Genomic DNA, 16470 nt, shown 5'->3' with positions numbered 1-16470 from the left:
GGCGCTGTCTCCCGAGATGGCGCGTCGTCCCCTGGATGCGACTGAAACCAATGCGTTGCTCAAAAACAAACGGGAGACAAGTATGAAACGTCGTGACTTCATTGCAGGCCTCGGGGGCCTGTCGACGCTCGCTTTGACCGGTCAGGGTGTACGCGCGCAGGAAGCCTGGCCAAGCCGCAACATCACCATGGTCGTGCCATTTCCGGCTGGCGGGCAGGCCGATATCGCCGCGCGTCCGGTCGCAAGCTATATGCAGAAGGTGCTCGGCAAGCCGGTCATCATCGACAACCGCAGCGGCGCCGGCGGCTCGCTCGGCAACGCGACCGTTGCCCGCGCCCAGCCTGACGGGCACACGCTGCTGATGACGCTGTCGTCGCTTGCGGTTCTGCCCGAGTCGGATCGCATCTATGATCGGCCAGTCGCCTATGAGGTCGACCAACTGCAGCCTGTCGCGCGCGTGCTTGCGGATCCGACCCTGTTCGCCGTGCCGGCCAGTGCGCCGTGGAAAACGATTCAGGAATTCGTTGCTGACGCCAAGGCGCGTCCCGGAGCGATATCATACGGATCGTCGGGCCCGTTCGGTACGCTGCACGTCTCGATGGAGATGTTCGCGATCGCCGCCGGCATCAAGCTGCTTCACGTGCCGTATCGTGGTGCGACGCCTGCGATCAGCGATCTCCTGGGCGGGCAAATCCAGGCGCTGGCCTCGGCGCCGGGTACACTCAAGCAACATGTGGATGCCGGGACATTGCGTGTTCTCGCAAATTTCGGCGGCGAACGCCTCGCTGCCTTCCCGAATCTGCCGACGTTCAAGGAACTGGGCTATCCTGATGTCGAGTTCTACATCTGGGCCGGGCTGTTCGCGCCGAAGGGAATGCCCGCACCGGTCTTGACCAAATTGCGCGAGACCATGAAGCAGGCGATGAGCGATCCGGAAGTCACGAAGACATTCGAGGCCGCCGGCAACATGCCCGCCTATCAGGACTCGGAAGAGTTCGCGGCATTCGTGGCCAAGGACAGCGCGCGTCTGGTTGTCGTCGCAAGGAAGATCGGCAAGGTCTAACTGCGGCTGCGCGTCCACTCCGACAGCCAGGCCGTGAAGCGGCCGCCGTCGCGGGTGCCGCCATGCCAGGCGGCAGTCACCTGACCGTCGTTTGCAACCATCAGCACCACGTCGAGACCCGCCGAACGGCGCAGGGTCTCGACGGCCTGCTGCGGCGTCTGTGCGATAGGGCCAGCGACGTTGAATGAGGTATTCACCGACAACTCGACGCCGATATGGCGACCGAGCGCCTTGAGATAGGCATGAGTGAGCGGATCATCCTCGGCGCGGACGATCTGGATACGTCCGGTGCCGTCGGCATGGATCACGGCCGGAATTCTCTCCCGCGCATGCGGCTTCGATTGTGCCGTCAGCACCATGTAGTTATAGGCGTTGTAATCCGCGTCGGACGCGCCCTCCAGCAAATCGAAATACTCGTGCGCCGCGTCAAGCGTCGCCATCGGCGCCAGGGGGCGGATCGCCTCGCGATATTTCACGCGTTCATTGAGCCGTTCGCGCGTGCCGGCGTCGCAGGGGTTGGCGAGGATCGAGCGATGGCCGAGCGCACGTGGGCCTGTCTCCGCCGCGCCCTGATAGAGGGCGATGATGCCGCTCTGCGCGACCACGAAGGCCATCAGGTCGGCAATTGCATCGCAACCCTCAGGCGTTGAGATATTGCCGATCGTCTGTGTCTTGATGTTGTCAGCCTGCAGTGCCGCGGTGATGTCGCCCTGCGTCGGCGCGTCGCCGCAATAGAACGCGTGCGTCATCGGGGCACCGCGCGGCGCAGCGATGAGATGCGCAAACATCCAGGCCGCGCCGATGGTCACGCCGGGGTCGCCGGGGGTCGGTGGAATCCACAGATGCAGTCGTTTCGCGCGACCTTGCGCCTTCTGGAACCATGCTTCGTCGAAATGCTGCAGCAGTCGCATGTTGCCGAGCGCGTTCAGTGCCACGCCGCCGGTCAGCACCAGCCGATGCGCGCCGGTGGTACGCAGCAGGCCGCCGACGACGTGGATCATCGCATCCTCGAACACGAGTTGCGTGGCAGCGGCCTTGTCGAGGCGATCCTGCGTATCCGGTTGGTGCTGGATGTCCTCGACGCGCAGTACGGCGTCGGGATTCCAGAGCTGGTCTGGTTTGAGTGGCTCGCCGAGAATCTTGATCAATGCGGACTTATAAGGCCCCTCGAATGGGTCGCAGTACCAGTTGCCCATGGCGCGGTTGAGCTGGATCTCACCATTTGCACCGAAATGCAGCACCTCGCGCAAGCGTGCGTAATACGGATTGCTGGCGCGATCCATGTCGCCCCAGGCGGCCGCGCCCATATAGCGGCCCTCGCTGGAGAGCCAAGTCCAGCCGCCCTGTGTCGACGAGATGACGCTGTAGAACGCACCCAAGGAGTCGAAGACGCTATTATTGCAATAGAGCCGCTGCATCTCGCCATGCTTGGCGACATATAGGGAGACCGAGCCCAGATCCCCTGTACCATCCAGCACGGCGATCGCGACCGGTTCGTCATCGGGGAAGGGCGATACGGCAAAGGAGAACCAGGCGTGGTTGTCGTGATGGGGCACCATCAGCAGCGGGACACGCGCGGGCAGGCCGAATTGCTTGCGGAGCAGCTTCGGGGTCCGCGTCATCTGCTCGAGGCGCCGTGCGTCGAAGCTGACGGAGTTCTTGGTGCGCAGCAGCTTCAATCCGTCGGGCAGTTCTTCGACGATGCTTCGTACCAGCGTGCCGAGCAGATCAGGATAGTCCCAGGTCGTCAGCCAAGCATCGATATCGGGGACGTCACGGCCCATCGCCTGCAGCGTGACGCGCATCGCATCGAGTGCTGCACGCGGATATTGCGTGGTGTGCTTGTCGCCCGAGAAGCGTTCTTCTTCGTTGTTGACGATGAGGCGCGGGCCGTGAGCCCGCGTGACTTCGACCAGCGCCACGCCCGAATTGTGCGTGCCGGGCAGTCCGAGGCCGGCGAGCAGAACCGTTTCGCCGCGCGCCAGCTTGGCGCGGAGCTCCGAGATGCGACGGACCGTAAAGTGGGAGTCGTTGGCATAAAATCCTGCCAGCGTCATCGCCCAGGTCGCGACCCGACGTGTGGCGCGGAAACAGAACCGGCCGAGGCGGGGGAAACGGGGACCGATGCGTCGGGGGGATTTCAACGGGCTGCCTCGGATTGACGGAGACCCGCTTCAATCACATCAGGGGCAGGGCAACAATGCCCCGCATGCCGCACTTAGCCTGCGTTGAGGCGAACGCCGGCGCGGAGAAACTTCTGCGGATCGACAGCTTCACCATCGATACGGGTTTCATAGTGCAGATGGGGGCCGGTGGAGCGGCCGGTCGAACCGACCAGGCCGATCACCTGGCCGATCTTGATGATATCGCCGACCTTGACGTTGATCGCGGACATATGGCCGTAGCGGGTCGACAATCCGTTGCCATGGTCGATCTCGACCATGCGGCCGTAGCCGCCGGCATAGGCCGCGGAAACGACACGCCCGTTGGCCGTGGCGCGGATCGGGTCGCCCGTGGCGCCGCGGAAGTCGAGGCCCGTATGCATTGCGGGGCGGCCGAGGAACGGATCGCTGCGCACGCCGAAGCCCGAAGTGAATTCGACTTCGCCGACGACCGGCTTGCGATAGGGCACCAGCGCCATCGTCCGGTTGAGCTTGTCCATTTGCGCGCGGGTCACGTGGATGCGGTAGAGTTGGCGTTCGAACGGATCCGCGCTTGAAGATAGCTTGACCGGCACAAACGGGCCGCCCATGGGCGCGCGCGGTGTGGCGGATTCGAGTTTCGCCATATTGAGCCCGAGGTCCGAAATCGCGCCACGCATGCGGCGAACCTTGGAGTCCATGGATTCTTCAGCCGCGGCGAGTGTCGCAATCTGGCGGCTCTCGACCTGATCGAGCGAGGCCTGCAGGCGACCAATCACATTGTCGACGCCGCCGAGTTTGGCGAACTGGTTGGGTTGCTGGGCGGTGAGCGCAGGCGTGCGGGACTCAAGCCGCGCTTCGCGATCCGGCGGCGCCACGAAGGTCACCGTGTCGCTGATCGGCGACGGCTTGGGGATCGATGTCGTAGGCTCGATCGCGGCGCCACGGGCCGGCGGCTTGCCGATCGAGCCTGTAACAGACAGATCGGGCATGGCGCCGAGCGCCGTGGCGCGCGATTCCAGCGTGGTCTGCCGGCGCATGACCTGATCGAGTTTTTGATCGAACTGTTCCTGGTCCAGCATCTGGCGGCTGGTGGTGCGGTCGATCTTGGCGCGGAGTTCTGCGATGCGATCTTCGTAGGCATATTGCATGTCCGCCTGGCGCGCGATGAGCTTGGTCAGCACGTCGTCGCGAAAGGCAAAGTAAGTGGCTGTGGCCGCAGACCACGCGCCCAGCACGGTCACCGTGCCGACGACGATCCAGAACACCACAGGCCCGATGCGGACCTGCTTGCCGCCATGAGCAATCGTATAGTCGCTTTGATTGGCTTTCGGGGGCGGCGCCTTGACCGGCCCGACGCGGCGCGCCTGTGGCCGTCCATGGTCGTGTGCGTGGTGCTGAGGGTACTCGGCATATTGGGTGGGGCGGTTCGACATCAGCACTCCTGATGCCAGCCGGAGACTCGTCGGCTGGCTCAACGGAGGCGATTTGAGCCCTTCATGGTTAATTTTGAGCAAATGACATTGATCAAATCCGACGTGCCTCTTCGAGCACTGCGTCTGCGTGTCCGTCCACTTTGACGCCGTGCCAGATCTTGGCGACGTTGCCTTTTGCATCGATCAAAACCGTGGTGCGAAGAACGCCTTCGAAGGTTTTGCCGTACATCGATTTCTCGCCCCAGGCGCCATAGGCTTTCAGCATCGATTGTGTCGCATCCGACAGCAGCGGAACTCCCAGCGCGAACTTGTCGCGGAACGACTCCTGAGCCTTTAGCGGGTCGGCCGAGACGCCAAGCACGGCGGCGTTGGCTGACTGAAAGTCGGCGGACAGGCGGGTGAAGTCGATGGCTTCCTTGGTGCAGCCCGGAGTGCTGGCGCGGGGGTAGAAGAAGATCACCAGCTTCTGGCCAGCATAGTCCGACAGCGAGACCGTGGCGCCGCCGTCACGGGGCAACTGGAAGGCCGGAGCCTTGGCCCCCTCGGCTGCGACACTAGGCGCCGGTGCGATTTTCTCGCGAGTTGCTTTCGGTGCCGCCACGGAGGGCGGCGCAGGCTTCGCAACTGCTTTGGGCGATGCCTTCGCGGCGATCGTCTTAGTCGCTGGAGCCTTTTTGGCGACAGGAGCCTTCGCGACTTTGGCGGCTGGCTTGGCTAGCGCCTTGGACACGGCTTTCGCCACAGGCTTGGCTTGCTTGGCGGCAGCCTTTTTGGCTGGGGACTTTGTCGCAGCCTTGGCAGGCTTCTTCGCCTTCGAGGGAGAAGCAGTCTTGGCCGTTTTCTTGGCGGCGGCCTTGGCGGGTTTCTTGCTGGCTTTCTTGGCCATGGATGTTCCTTTCTTCGCGTTCAGCGGTTCAATTGCGCGGCGCGCCCGACGAGGCGCTTGGCCGCAGTTTCCAGCGTCAATCCGGCTTTCGCGCCCGATGCGTTTTCTGCCACTGTACAGATGGCTCGTTTCGAGGGATTCTTGCGCGATTTCTTGGACATACGCCTTCCTTTCGTCGCTTTCAGCGGCTCAGTGTGATGACATTGCAAAGCACCGGCGATCGGGTGGCGGCACGTTGCGGTACAAATGCGCTGGCCCAAATATGCTGGTCTCGGAGTATGGTTACAAAGGATTCGACGCAACACACGTTCCGTGCGCCATAGGGGCGCCGCAACGACCGCACGACGAGTTATAATTCAAACCGAGGATTGGCAGCGATGCCGGCAGAAAAGCGCTCGTCGGTTGTCGATGCGCGAAGGGCCGGTGACGATCATTCTCATAGTCAGCGCCAGCACCGAGAGGCAATGGCCAGAAATAAGCCGCCACAAGCGTATCGATCGCGCGCCGATGACGAGTCCTTGCAATGGGATGATGCCGATTGGGATCATCAGCATGACGAGGCCGGGCATCACCGTGCACGCCGCTTGCTGTCCAAGAAAGATAGTGGCTGGCACCGTTTCGGCGATCGACTCGTTGCGGTTCGCGATTGGCTGTTCGGCGGTCGATGGGTCAAGCGGATCGCGGCTGTTCTCGGCATCCTTCTGATTATTTTTGGCGTTTGCTTTGGCGCCTTGTGGGTCCGGCTGGGCGCAGGCCCGATCAATTTCGACATGGCCACACCGTGGCTGGTCGAGGCGATCCAGGACAATATCGGGCAGGGTAATACGGTCGAAGTTGGCGGCACGCAGATCGAACGCGCCGGGCGGGTCCGGATGGCTGTGCGTATCCGCGACATCGTCGTCCGCGATCGTGATCACGCCGTCGTGGCTAGTGCTCCGAAGGCCGAAGTCCGTCTCTCCGCTGCTGCCATGATGATGGGCCGCTTGCGCGCCGAAAGCCTCAACCTGGTCGATGTCGTGCTGGCTGTGCGCATTACGCCGGATGGGCAGGTGACGGTGTCGACCGGCGAGAATGCTCGCCCGATTGCGACGGGTGTCGCATCGCCGCGCACACCAGGGTCGTGGCTCGGTCCGGGCAGACAACCGGAACTGACCTTCCCGCGGCAGCCGCAGCCGCCAGTGGTCCAGATTCCGCAGCCCCCTGCTGACAAGCGCGAGGCCTCCACCGGCTTGCTTGCGGGTCTCGATTGGCTCGACAGCCTGACCCTGTCGGGCCTCGACGGACAGAACCTCAACGAGATCGGCCTGAAGAACGGCAAGCTGGTGGTTGATGACCAGCAGCGCGGCAATACGTGGGACTTCAACAATATCAGCCTGACCCTGCGCCGACCGAGCGGCGGCGGCGTCATGATGACAGTGGGCGAAGGCGGCAAGGCCCCATGGACACTCGGCGTCACAGTCGGTGCGCCAGCCAATGGCGTGCGTGCGGTCAGTCTGCGGGCCGACAAGGTCTCGACCCGGAATATCCTGCTCGCGCTGCGCATGAAGGATCTGACTTACAGCGCCGATCTGCCGTTGACCGGTGAGTTGAGGGGCGAAATTGGGCGCGACGGCCTCCCGACCTATTTCCGCGGCAAGCTCACTGCAGGCGCCGGCAACATCATCGATAATGACACGCCGGATTATCCGATGCCGATCGATCAGGCGGAGCTGAGCGTCGAGTGGGATGCCGGCCGCCGTGTGCTGCTGGCGCCGTTCAAGTTCGTGTCCGGCGAGAACCGCGTCACTTCGCTTGCCCATGTCGAGCCACCCAATGGCGCGACCGACTCGTGGCAGGCAGGGATCAGCGGCGGCACCATCGTATTGGGTGGAGGTCCGGGTGAAGCGCCGCTGATCTTCAACAGCATCGACATCGGCTTGCGTTTCGATTCCGACAACCGCCGGGTTTTGCTGACGCGGGCGAATATCAGCAACGGCGAGATCGGCGTCGCCGGCACAGGCAGCATTGACTACGCCGGCGAGCCGCGCATGACCCTCGGCTTTGCGGGAACGCCGATGTCCGCCTCGGCGCTCAAGCGCATGTGGCCAATCCTGATCGTGCCTGAAGTGCGCGAATGGGTCACCGAACGCATCGAGGGCGGGCAGCTTCAGAGCATCGAGATCGGGGTCAATTCGCCAACCAAGAACCTGACACGGCGCGGGCCGCCAATCCCCGATGAGGGGCTGTCGGTGAAGATCCTCGCCAATGGGGTCGCGCTACGTCCGGTGGATGGCATGCCGGTGATCCGCGACGGCGATCTGCGCGCGCGCGTCACAGGACGGACCGCGACCGTGAGCATCGGTCAGGCAAACTCCGAGACCGCGGGCGGACGCAAGCTCAATCTCAGCGATATCGTGTTCGAAGTTCCGGATATGGCGCCGAAGCCATCGCCAGCTCGCGTGCGTTTCAAACTGGAGGGACCGGTGGCAGCGGTGGCCGATGTCCTCAACTCCAACCGTCTGAGCGAAGTCACCGGCAACATGCTCGACCCGGCGACCACCAAGGGCAATGTGACCGCTCAGGTCGCCATGGGCATGCCGATCCAGCACGAACTGACCAAGGCCGATACGACTTACAACATCACCGCGGATCTGACGGCATTTTCCGCCGACAAGCTGGTGATGAACCAGAAGCTCGAAGCCAATTCGCTGAAGGTCACAGCGAACAATCAGGGTTATCAGGTCAAGGGTGACGTCAAGATCAACGGGCAGCCGGCATCGCTCGACTATCGCAAGCCAACCGATGGCGATGCCGATGTGCGTCTCAACGCGACGCTCGACGATGCAAGCCGCGCGCGGCTCGGTGTGGACCTCGGACCGGCGGTGGTCGGCAATCTCCCGATCAAGGTTGTCGGCAAGATTGGCTCCGGGGACCGTGACAGCAAGCTCGGGGTCGACGCCGATCTGACGCCGTTGAAGCTCGACAATATCCTGCCGGGCTGGATGAAGCTGCCCGGCAAGAGCGCTCGCGCTGTCTTCAACGTCGTGAAGAAGGGCGACACAACGCGTCTGGAAGATATCGTCGTCGATGGCGGTGGGGCTTCGATCAAGGGCTCCGTCGAAGTCGATCAGAACGGTGACCTCGTCGGTGTGAACTTCCCGACTTATTCGCCGTCAGAAGGCGACAAGACGTCGTTGAAGGCAGACCGTGGTCCGGATGGCGTATTGAAAGTCACGATGCGTGGCGACGTGTTCGACGGCCGCGGCTTCCTGAAATCGGCGATTTCAGGCAAGGATGGGGATCCCAAGAGCAAAACCAAATCGGTCGACTTCGATATTGACGTGAAGCTCGGCGCCGTTGCCGGTTACTACGGCGAGGCGGTTCGCAGTGTCGATGCCAAGATTTCGCGGCGCAACGGTACGATCCAGAAATTCTCCCTGACCGGAAAGCTCGGACGCGACACACCGCTGACGGGCGACATGCGCGGACGCTCCCAGGGCGCCGGCCGTGATGTCATCTATATCGAGACCAACGATGCCGGCGCCTTCCTGCGCGCGACCGACACCTATTCCAAGATGTCGGGGGGGCAGCTCGCACTGGCAATGGATCCGCCATCGTCGGACGCCCGCGCCAAGGAAGGCCTGATCAACATCCGCGACTTCAACGTTAAGGGCGAGGCGCAACTGGCCAGCGTCGCCGGAGGCGGGCAGAACGCGGCGCAGAGCAGCGTCGCGTTCTCGCGGTTGCGTGCCGAGTTCACACGGCAGAACGGCCAGCTCACCATTCGGGACGGCGTTGTCAAAGGCCCGACCGTCGGTGCGACCATCGAGGGCAGCATCGATTACCCGCTCAACCAGGTTCGGATGAGCGGCACCTTTGTGCCGATGTATGGGCTGAACAACATGTTCGGCCAGATTCCGATTGTCGGACTGTTTCTCGGTGGTGGCAGCAATGAAGGCCTGATCGGCGTCACTTACGAAGTCGTCGGTACGCCCGGTGCGCCGGTGCTGCGCGTCAATCCGATCTCGGCCATGGCACCGGGCGTGTTCCGCAAGATCTTCGAATTCGGCACCGGCAAGCAGAACAATTCGGTCGAATTCCCAAACCAGAACAACAACAGCAACTAACGACGTCTGTGGCTCAAGCGCAGCGCTCGCCGTATTGGGCGGGGCTTAGCTTGACGCGAGTTCGGATGCGAATCTCTGTATCAGCTTCTGGATGATGGCTGCCGTTTCGGGACGCCGTGTCAGGCAGCGCGACGTCGGGCCGGCAACCACCAGCGACAACCGGCGATGTTGCACCGGCAAGGGCACGGCGACGCCCGCAAGGTCGGCGATATATTCCGATGAACTCTGCTGATAACCGCGCTCGGCCGCCTCTCTGAGTTCGTCCTCGATCGCCTCTGCCGTTGTCGGTGTCGTATGGGAGAAGGCTTCGAACTTGATCTTGCGATAGATCGCCTTGCGTTCCTCGGGCGAATGCTGCTCGAGAATGGCGCGGCCCACCGAACTCGCATGGACCGGAACGCGGTCGCCTATCTGCGCGAAGTAGCGCACCGAATGCGTGGACTCGACGACATCCAGGAAGATTGCTGACGTTCCGGCGAGGGCGGCGACGCCGGTCGTTTCGCCGGTCTGGTCGGCGATTTCGGTCACCAGCGCATGGGCCGCGTCCGGGAGCGGCTCGGCATCTGCGACAGCGCGGGCAAGCATTAGCCAGCGGGGGCTGGGATAGTAGCCGTTGCGCGCACGGGGCTCATAGAGCCAGCCTTTGTCGGCGATGGTGCCGACGAGATTGAACGTACTGGAGCGCGGCCAGCCGAGGTCGTCCGAAATTTCGGCCAGCGTCGCGGGGCGTTTGCGCCGGGCGAAATATTCCATCAGTTCCAGGACGTTGGCAGCTTGTCTGACCAGCATTGAAATTCTCGTTCTTCCATTTGGGCGCGCCACGAATGGCGAACTGTCCGCGTTTCCGCACGGTCTGGTTGGCCTCTGTATCGCTGAAATGGCTTTGAAAGCCATCCACATCGACAACGCTGGTCTTGACTTACAATTCACGTATAGGTCTTATAAATTCATAAACAAGAATTATTCACGTGATCGCTGGGCTGGCGTCTTGCCAGGTGAATCATGGAATTTGTCAGGGGAGGAATAGATGACCATTCGCAATACTGTTGCCGTGTCAGCCGTGGCGCTGTCGCTCGGGTTGCTGTCCGCGCCGATGGCGTCGGCGCAGACGCCGGTGAAACTCGGCGTCCTCGCCGATATGTCCGGCATCTTCTCGGACATCGGCGGCATGGGCTCGTTCGACGCCACCAAGATGGCTGTCGAGGATTTCAACAAGCTTCCGGGCGCCGACAAGTTCAAGGTCGAGGTGATCCAGGGCGATCCGCAGAACAAGCCGGACATCGCGCGCAACATCGCGCGCAAGTGGTACGAGACCGAAGGCGTCGACGCCCTCGTCGACATTCCGACCAGCGCCACCTCGCTGGCTGTCGCGCCGCTCACGGCGGAGCTCAACAAGGTCGCGCTGTTCACGGCATCAGGCACGTCGGACCTGACGGGCAAGGCTTGCACCCCGAACTCGGTGCATTGGACCTATGACACCTGGGCACTGGCGCACGGCACGGCCGACGCCATGACCAAGGCCGGCGGCAAAAGCTGGTTCTTCCTCACCGTCGACTTCGCACTCGGCGCGTCGCTGGAGCGCGATGCCACCGCGGTGATCAATGCCAATGGCGGCAAGGTGCTCGGCAGCATCAAGCATCCGACAGACTCGAACGATTTCGCGTCCTATCTGCTGCAGGCGCAGGCATCGAAGGCCGACATCATCGCGCTCGCAAATGCCGGCGGCGACACCATCAAGGCGATCAAGCAGGCGTCTGAATTCGGCATCGTGCAGGGCGGCCAGAAGCTTGCCGGCATGCTGATGTTCATTTCGGATATCCACTCTCTCGGTCTCAACACGGCGCAGGGCCTGCAGCTCACTGAGGGTTTCTACTGGGATCTGAACGAGCAGACCCGCACCTTTGGCGAGCGGTTCGCCAAGCGCAACAACGGCCGTTATCCCAGTATGAACCAGGCCGGCGCTTATTCGGCGTCGCTCACCTATCTGAAGGCGGTCGCCAAGGTTGGCTCGCCGAAGGATGGCGCGGCGGTCGTGAAGGCGATCCGCGAGATGGGTACGTTCGACGATCCGTTGTTCGGCAAGACCACGCTGCGTGAAGACGGCCGCGTGCTGCACGACATGTATCTGCTCCAGGTCAAGAAGCCCGCTGAGTCGAAGAAGCCGTACGATTATTACAATGTTTTGGCGACGATCCCGGCCGACACGGCCTTCCGTCCGATCAAGGACGGCGGTTGCCCGCTGATCAAGTAACGGCTGCAGCAACGAACGATGAGAACGCGCAGATATCGGTGACCCCGCGCTGCGCGTTTTTCTTTTTCTGAACCGCGATATCAAAACCATCACAAGGACAACAGAATGCGTCTCGCCAATAAACTCGCCGCCGTCACCGCTGCTGCATCGGGCATGGGACGCGCCGGCGTCGAACTGTTCCTCAAGGAAGGCGCCAAGGTCGCCGCCATTGACGTCAATGCGGACGCGCTCGCGCAGCTCAAATCCGACATGAAGAAGCTGGGTTATGAGCTCACCACCATCCAGGCCGATCTGTCGAAAACCGAACAGATGAAGAGTTCAATCAACGAGGCGGCTGCCGCACTTGGCGGTATCGATATCCTCTGGGCTCATGCCGGCACGCCGGGTCCGGCCGGCGTCGAGAATCTCGACCTCACGGCCTATGAATTTGCGATGGCGCTCAACGTCACCTCGGCGACGCTGGCGGCCGGCGAAGTGATCAAGCACATGCGCAAGCGCGGCGGCGGCTCGGTGATCTTCACCTCGTCGGTGTCGGGCATTGTCGGCTCCATGATGAGCCCGATCTATTCGGCTGCTAAGTTCGCTGTGGTCGGCCTCACCAAGTCGCTGGCACAGGCATTCGCTCCCGATCAGGTCCGCGTCAACGTGATCTGCCCGGGTCTTGCGGATACGCCGATGAAGCTCGGTTTCACCGGCCGCTCGGGCGTCGCAGCGGAAGCTGCGGCCAACGAGGCCAAGCTTTTGGCGGCGGTGCCCATGGGCCGTCTCTGCAAGGCCGAGGATGTAGCGCATGCCGCGCTGTGGCTCGGTTCGGACGATGCCTCCTTTATCACGGGCGTTGCGCTGCCGGTGGACGGCGGCTTCACCGCGCGTTGATCGGCAGTTACTCCTAAAATAGCGAAGGGCGCAGTCATTGCTGACCGCGCCCTTCGTGCTTGAGGGATATCTGCGTCAGGCGGCGCGAACGCCGGCGAGGAAGGTTTTGACTTCGCCGGACAGTTGCTCGGCCTGTTTCGACAGGCCGGTTGCCGCACTCAGCACCATGCCCGCAGCGTTGCCGGTCTCGTGCGCTGCCGAGCTGACACCGCCGATATTGGTGGTGACGTTCTGGGTCGCCTGCGCTGTCTGCGTCACGTTGCGAGCAATTTCGGCAGTCGCCGCGCCTTGCTCCTCAATGGCCGAGCCGATCGTCGTGGCGATGGCGCTGACTTCCTCGATGGTGGCCGTGATGCCCTGGATGGCATCGACGGCTTCCTTGGTCGCGCTCTGGATTTGCGCGATGCGCGTGCTGATCTCCTTGGTGGCATCGGCGGTCTGTCCGGCGAGGCTCTTCACTTCGGTGGCGACCACCGCGAAGCCGCGGCCGGCATCGCCAGCGCGCGCAGCTTCGATGGTGGCGTTCAGAGCGAGGAGGTTGGTCTGGGCAGCGATGGTTTGGATCAGCTCGACGACATGTTCGATCTGCTGTGCGCCATCCGCCAGCGCCCGCACGATGGTATCGGTGCGGCGTGCACTATCCACCGCGTGCGACGTGATCTTGGCGGACTGGGCCATCTGACGTGCGATCTCGGTGATCGACGAGGATAGCTCCTCGGCGGCAGATGCGACCGTCTGCACGCGCGTGCTGGCTTCGGTCGCAGCCGAGCTGACCATCGTGGCCTGCTGGTTGGTCCGATCGGCCGTGCCCGTCATGGATTGCGCGGTGGCTTCGAGCTCGGTCGAACCCGACGCCATCAGTCCGACCAGCTGGCCGACGGATGCGTCGAAGCGATTGGCGAGAGCGATGAGCGCATCGCGCTTTTCGGCTTCGCTGAGGCTTTTCATTTTTGTCTGCTCGGCCTCGAGGGAGCGCGCCGTCAGCGATGTCTGGCGCAGCATCTCCAGCGTTTCCGCCATGCGGCCGATTTCGTCGCCGCGATCAGTCTCCTCAACCTTGGCGTCGAGCGCGCCATTGGCGATGTCATGCATGCGTGACTGCAACCGGCGCAGTGCGCCCAGAATGTCGCTGGAAATCAGCCAGGACAGCAGCGCCATAAGTGCGAGCACGCCGGCACCAATAGAGCCGAGCCGCATCAGCAGGGCGTTCATGTCGGCATCGAGGTCGTCCACATAGACGCCAATGCTGATGACGACGTTCCACGGCGCGAATTTACGGGCGAACACGACTTTCGGTCGGGGCTCATCCTGTCCAGGACGTGGATACAGATAGGTCGCGGTCGCACCTTCAGGCTTGCTGTTGGCGGCGGCGATGACGGCAGAGGCGATCAGGACGCCATTGGAATCCTTGCCGTTGGTGATGGTGCCTTCGAGCTTCGGCAGCGTGCCGTGGACCATCACGGTGGAGTCGGCGCGATAGGCGAGCACGTAGCCCTGTCCCTTGTCGAACAACATGCGCCGGCTGCGCAGGCGAAGCTGATCTTCGGCTTCGGGCAACTTCATCTTGCCCGCTTCAACTTCGTCCTGGAGCGATTGCGCGAGGCCAGTGACAAGATCGACGGCGGTGCGGAGCTGCAAAATCCGATCCTCCATCATCCGCTTCTGACTAAGCGAAGCGGCGACCGCGATGACGGCGCAGACCGCAATGGCAGAGACCGCGACCATGCTGACGAGCTTGGTGCGGATCGTGAAGTTACTGAGCAGACTCATCTGGACCTCGGCGTGAGAGTGGCCAGACAATGATACCGTCAATCTGCTTACCAATGGTAAATCACGGGTTGCAATGCATCCCTTTCAGCATGTGCCGCTTCGTCAGGTCCTGAAATGAAAAAGGCGCAGTCATTGCTGACTGCGCCTTTCATTCAATGGGGTTTAGTTCGTCATGCTTAGGCAGCCCGCACGCCGGCGAGGAACGTCGTGACTTCGCCGGACAATTGCTCGGCTTGTTTCGATAGGCCGGAAGCGGCGTTGAGCACCATGCCTGCAGCGTCACCGGTCTCATGCGCGGCAGCGCTGACGCCGCCAATATTGGTAGTGACGTCCTGCGTCGCCTGCGCGGTCTGGGTGACATTGCGGGCGATCTCCGCGGTCGCTGCACCTTGTTCCTCAATGGCCGAGCCGATCGTGGTGGCGATGGCGCTGACCTCTTCGATCGTCGCAGTGATGCCCTGGATCGCGTCGACCGCTTCCTTGGTCGCACTCTGAATCTGCGCGATGCGGGTGCTGATCTCCTTGGTGGCGTCGGCGGTTTGGCCGGCAAGGCTCTTTACTTCGGTCGCGACGACGGCGAAGCCGCGGCCTGCATCGCCTGCACGGGCTGCTTCGATCGTTGCGTTCAGCGCCAGCAGGTTGGTCTGGCCGGCGATGGTGGAGATCAGTTCGACGACATGCTCGATCTGCTGCGCACCGTCGGCGAGGGCACGCACGATGGTGTCGGTGCGGCGGGCGCTATCGACGGCGTGGGTGGTGATCTTGGCCGACTGCGCCATCTGACGCGCGATCTCGGCGATAGACGATGACAGTTCCTCGGCGGCGGCGGCGACCGTCTGCACGCGGGTGCTGGCTTGCAAGGCGGCAGTGTTGACGATGCCGGCCTGGTCATTGGTGCGGGCGGCGGTGCCGCTCATCGACTGCGCGGTGGCTTCGAGTTCGGTGGAACCGGATGCCATCAGGCCGACCAACTGGCCGACCGAGGAGTCGAAACGATCGGCGAGGGCAATCAGCGCATCGCGCTTCTCGGCTTCACTCATCTGTTTCAACTTGGCCTGCTCGGCTTCGAGGGAGCGGGCGGTCAGCGAGGTCTGGCGCAGCATTTCCAGCGTTTCGGCCATGCGGCCGATTTCGTCGCCGCGGTCGGTTTCGCCGACATTCTCATCGAGCGCGCCATTGGCAATCGCGTGCATACGTGCCTGCAGCCGGCGGAGTGCGCTCAGGATGTCGCTGGCCATCAGAAAGGACAGCAGTGCCATAACAGCGAGGACGCCGGCGCCGAGCGAGCCGAGGCGGACGAGGAGAGCATTCACGTCGGCGTCGAGGTCGTCGATATAAAGGCCGGTGCTGAAGGTGATATCCCATGGGGCATAGTAACGAGCAAAGACCATTTTGGCGGTCGGCTCAGTCTGGCCGGGACGCGGATAGAGATAGTAAGTGCTGCCGCCATTGGCGGTCTGGCGTGCGGCGTCGATGATTGCTCTGGAAATCAGGATGCCATTGGAATCCTTGGCGCCCGTGTTCTTGTCTTCCAACTTCGGATTACCGGCATTTACCAACAGGACGCCGTCGGGCCTGTAGGCCACGAGATAGCCCTGCTTGTTGCCGAAGGTCATGTTGCGGGCGAGCTGGCGATAACGCATCTGGGCGTCAGCCAAGGTGATCTTTCCGGCCGCAATTTCTTCCTGCATGCTGTCGGCCATGCCGACCATCAGATCGACCGCAGTGTGGAGCTGTTCCATCCGATCCTGCTGCATGCGCTTCTGGCTCAGCGAAGCAGCCACCGCAATGATGGCGCAGATAGACGCAGCAGAGACCAGCACCATGCTGGTGAGCTTGGTGCGGATGGTGAAACGGCTAAGCAAACTCATGTCGACCTCTGATCGGAGCATTACTGGCAAAAAGATACCAGCGAGTCGCTTACCAATCGTGAAAGCTGAC

The 16470-nt window shown here is 62.5% G+C and carries 12 protein-coding genes; 4 read left to right on the top strand and 8 right to left on the bottom strand.

Translation table 11 applies throughout. The features are described from left to right. The first annotated feature begins 82 nt into the window (after positions 1 to 82). Positions 83 to 1063: a tripartite tricarboxylate transporter substrate binding protein gene (locus AB7813_RS05090; protein WP_439063969.1), complete on the top strand. Its 981-nt coding sequence runs from the start codon at positions 83 to 85 to the stop codon at positions 1061 to 1063. Here the strand turns inward: AB7813_RS05090 and AB7813_RS05085 are convergent. The 5 genes from AB7813_RS05085 to AB7813_RS05065 all read right to left on the bottom strand — a co-directional run bounded on the left by AB7813_RS05085 (position 1060) and on the right by AB7813_RS05065 (position 6443). Then, positions 1060 to 3207, bottom strand: coding sequence for a carbamoyltransferase C-terminal domain-containing protein (locus tag AB7813_RS05085; protein ID WP_439063968.1), 2148 nt, complete (start codon positions 3205 to 3207; stop codon positions 1060 to 1062). The two genes, AB7813_RS05090 and AB7813_RS05085, sit on opposite strands and share 4 nt — an antisense overlap. A gap of 74 nt (positions 3208 to 3281) precedes the next feature. Beyond that, positions 3282 to 4640 carry a M23 family metallopeptidase gene (locus AB7813_RS05080; protein ID WP_439063967.1) on the bottom strand — a complete coding sequence of 453 codons (1359 nt, stop codon included), beginning with the start codon at positions 4638 to 4640 and terminating at the stop codon, positions 3282 to 3284. A gap of 91 nt (positions 4641 to 4731) precedes the next feature. Beyond that, positions 4732 to 5526, bottom strand: a complete 795-nt coding sequence (locus AB7813_RS05075; RefSeq protein WP_439063966.1) for a peroxiredoxin — start codon at positions 5524 to 5526, stop codon at positions 4732 to 4734. Between the two features lie 20 nt (positions 5527 to 5546). Continuing rightward, complete coding sequence (locus AB7813_RS05070; protein ID WP_158005733.1) at positions 5547 to 5687, bottom strand: hypothetical protein; 141 nt, start codon at positions 5685 to 5687, stop codon at positions 5547 to 5549. A gap of 195 nt (positions 5688 to 5882) precedes the next feature. Next, positions 5883 to 6443 (bottom strand): hypothetical protein, encoded by a 561-nt coding sequence (locus AB7813_RS05065; RefSeq protein ID WP_309946059.1) that lies wholly within the window; start codon positions 6441 to 6443, stop codon positions 5883 to 5885. Between AB7813_RS05065 and AB7813_RS05060 the strand changes: the two genes are divergently transcribed. Further along, complete coding sequence (locus AB7813_RS05060; protein ID WP_439063965.1) at positions 6399 to 9632, top strand: YhdP family protein; 3234 nt, start codon at positions 6399 to 6401, stop codon at positions 9630 to 9632. The two genes, AB7813_RS05065 and AB7813_RS05060, sit on opposite strands and share 45 nt — an antisense overlap. 45 nt (positions 9633 to 9677) lie before the next feature. Here AB7813_RS05060 and AB7813_RS05055 read toward each other — a convergent pair whose 3' ends face one another. Beyond that, positions 9678 to 10421, bottom strand: coding sequence for an IclR family transcriptional regulator (locus AB7813_RS05055; RefSeq protein WP_175368901.1), 744 nt, complete (start codon positions 10419 to 10421; stop codon positions 9678 to 9680). 238 nt (positions 10422 to 10659) lie between these two features. On the opposite strand from AB7813_RS05055, the gene AB7813_RS05050 reads away from it, so the two are divergent. Together AB7813_RS05050 and AB7813_RS05045 are read left to right on the top strand one after the other, a co-directional pair. Further along, entirely contained in the window at positions 10660 to 11883 is a 1224-nt protein-coding gene (locus AB7813_RS05050) for an ABC transporter substrate-binding protein (RefSeq protein ID WP_439063964.1), read from the top strand. 105 nt (positions 11884 to 11988) lie between these two features. Next, a complete protein-coding gene (locus tag AB7813_RS05045; RefSeq protein ID WP_231080589.1) occupies positions 11989 to 12759 on the top strand; it encodes an SDR family NAD(P)-dependent oxidoreductase in 771 nt (256 codons plus the stop codon). A 75-nt stretch (positions 12760 to 12834) separates the two neighbouring features. On the opposite strand, the gene AB7813_RS05040 is transcribed toward AB7813_RS05045, so the two are convergent. Together AB7813_RS05040 and AB7813_RS05035 are read right to left on the bottom strand one after the other, a co-directional pair. Further along, entirely contained in the window at positions 12835 to 14529 is a 1695-nt protein-coding gene (locus AB7813_RS05040) for a methyl-accepting chemotaxis protein (RefSeq protein WP_231080590.1), read from the bottom strand. A 176-nt stretch (positions 14530 to 14705) separates the two neighbouring features. Continuing rightward, entirely contained in the window at positions 14706 to 16400 is a 1695-nt protein-coding gene (locus AB7813_RS05035; protein ID WP_120290292.1) for a methyl-accepting chemotaxis protein, read from the bottom strand. Positions 16401 to 16470 lie beyond the last annotated feature (70 nt).

The sequence above is a fragment of the Tardiphaga sp. 20_F10_N6_6 genome, assembly GCF_052076045.1.
GTDB lineage: Bacteria > Pseudomonadota > Alphaproteobacteria > Rhizobiales > Xanthobacteraceae > Tardiphaga > Tardiphaga robiniae.
Note: the sequence above shows the minus strand (reverse complement) of the source record. Positions and strands in the feature narration are given on the sequence as shown.

What these genes read in the sequence shown, in the direction of transcription:
- AB7813_RS05090 (WP_439063969.1), top strand. Translation starts at nt 83, where the DNA reads ATGAAACGTCGTGACTTCATTGCAGGCCTCGGGGGCCTGTCGACGCTC.
- AB7813_RS05080 (WP_439063967.1), bottom strand. Translation starts at nt 4,640, where the DNA reads ATGTCGAACCGCCCCACCCAATATGCCGAGTACCCTCAGCACCACGCA.
- AB7813_RS05075 (WP_439063966.1), bottom strand. Translation starts at nt 5,526, where the DNA reads ATGGCCAAGAAAGCCAGCAAGAAACCCGCCAAGGCCGCCGCCAAGAAA.
- AB7813_RS05070 (WP_158005733.1), bottom strand. Translation starts at nt 5,687, where the DNA reads ATGTCCAAGAAATCGCGCAAGAATCCCTCGAAACGAGCCATCTGTACA.
- AB7813_RS05060 (WP_439063965.1), top strand. Translation starts at nt 6,399, where the DNA reads ATGGCTGTGCGTATCCGCGACATCGTCGTCCGCGATCGTGATCACGCC.
- AB7813_RS05055 (WP_175368901.1), bottom strand. Translation starts at nt 10,421, where the DNA reads ATGCTGGTCAGACAAGCTGCCAACGTCCTGGAACTGATGGAATATTTC.
- AB7813_RS05050 (WP_439063964.1), top strand. Translation starts at nt 10,660, where the DNA reads ATGACCATTCGCAATACTGTTGCCGTGTCAGCCGTGGCGCTGTCGCTC.
- AB7813_RS05045 (WP_231080589.1), top strand. Translation starts at nt 11,989, where the DNA reads ATGCGTCTCGCCAATAAACTCGCCGCCGTCACCGCTGCTGCATCGGGC.
- AB7813_RS05040 (WP_231080590.1), bottom strand. Translation starts at nt 14,529, where the DNA reads ATGAGTCTGCTCAGTAACTTCACGATCCGCACCAAGCTCGTCAGCATG.
- AB7813_RS05035 (WP_120290292.1), bottom strand. Translation starts at nt 16,400, where the DNA reads ATGAGTTTGCTTAGCCGTTTCACCATCCGCACCAAGCTCACCAGCATG.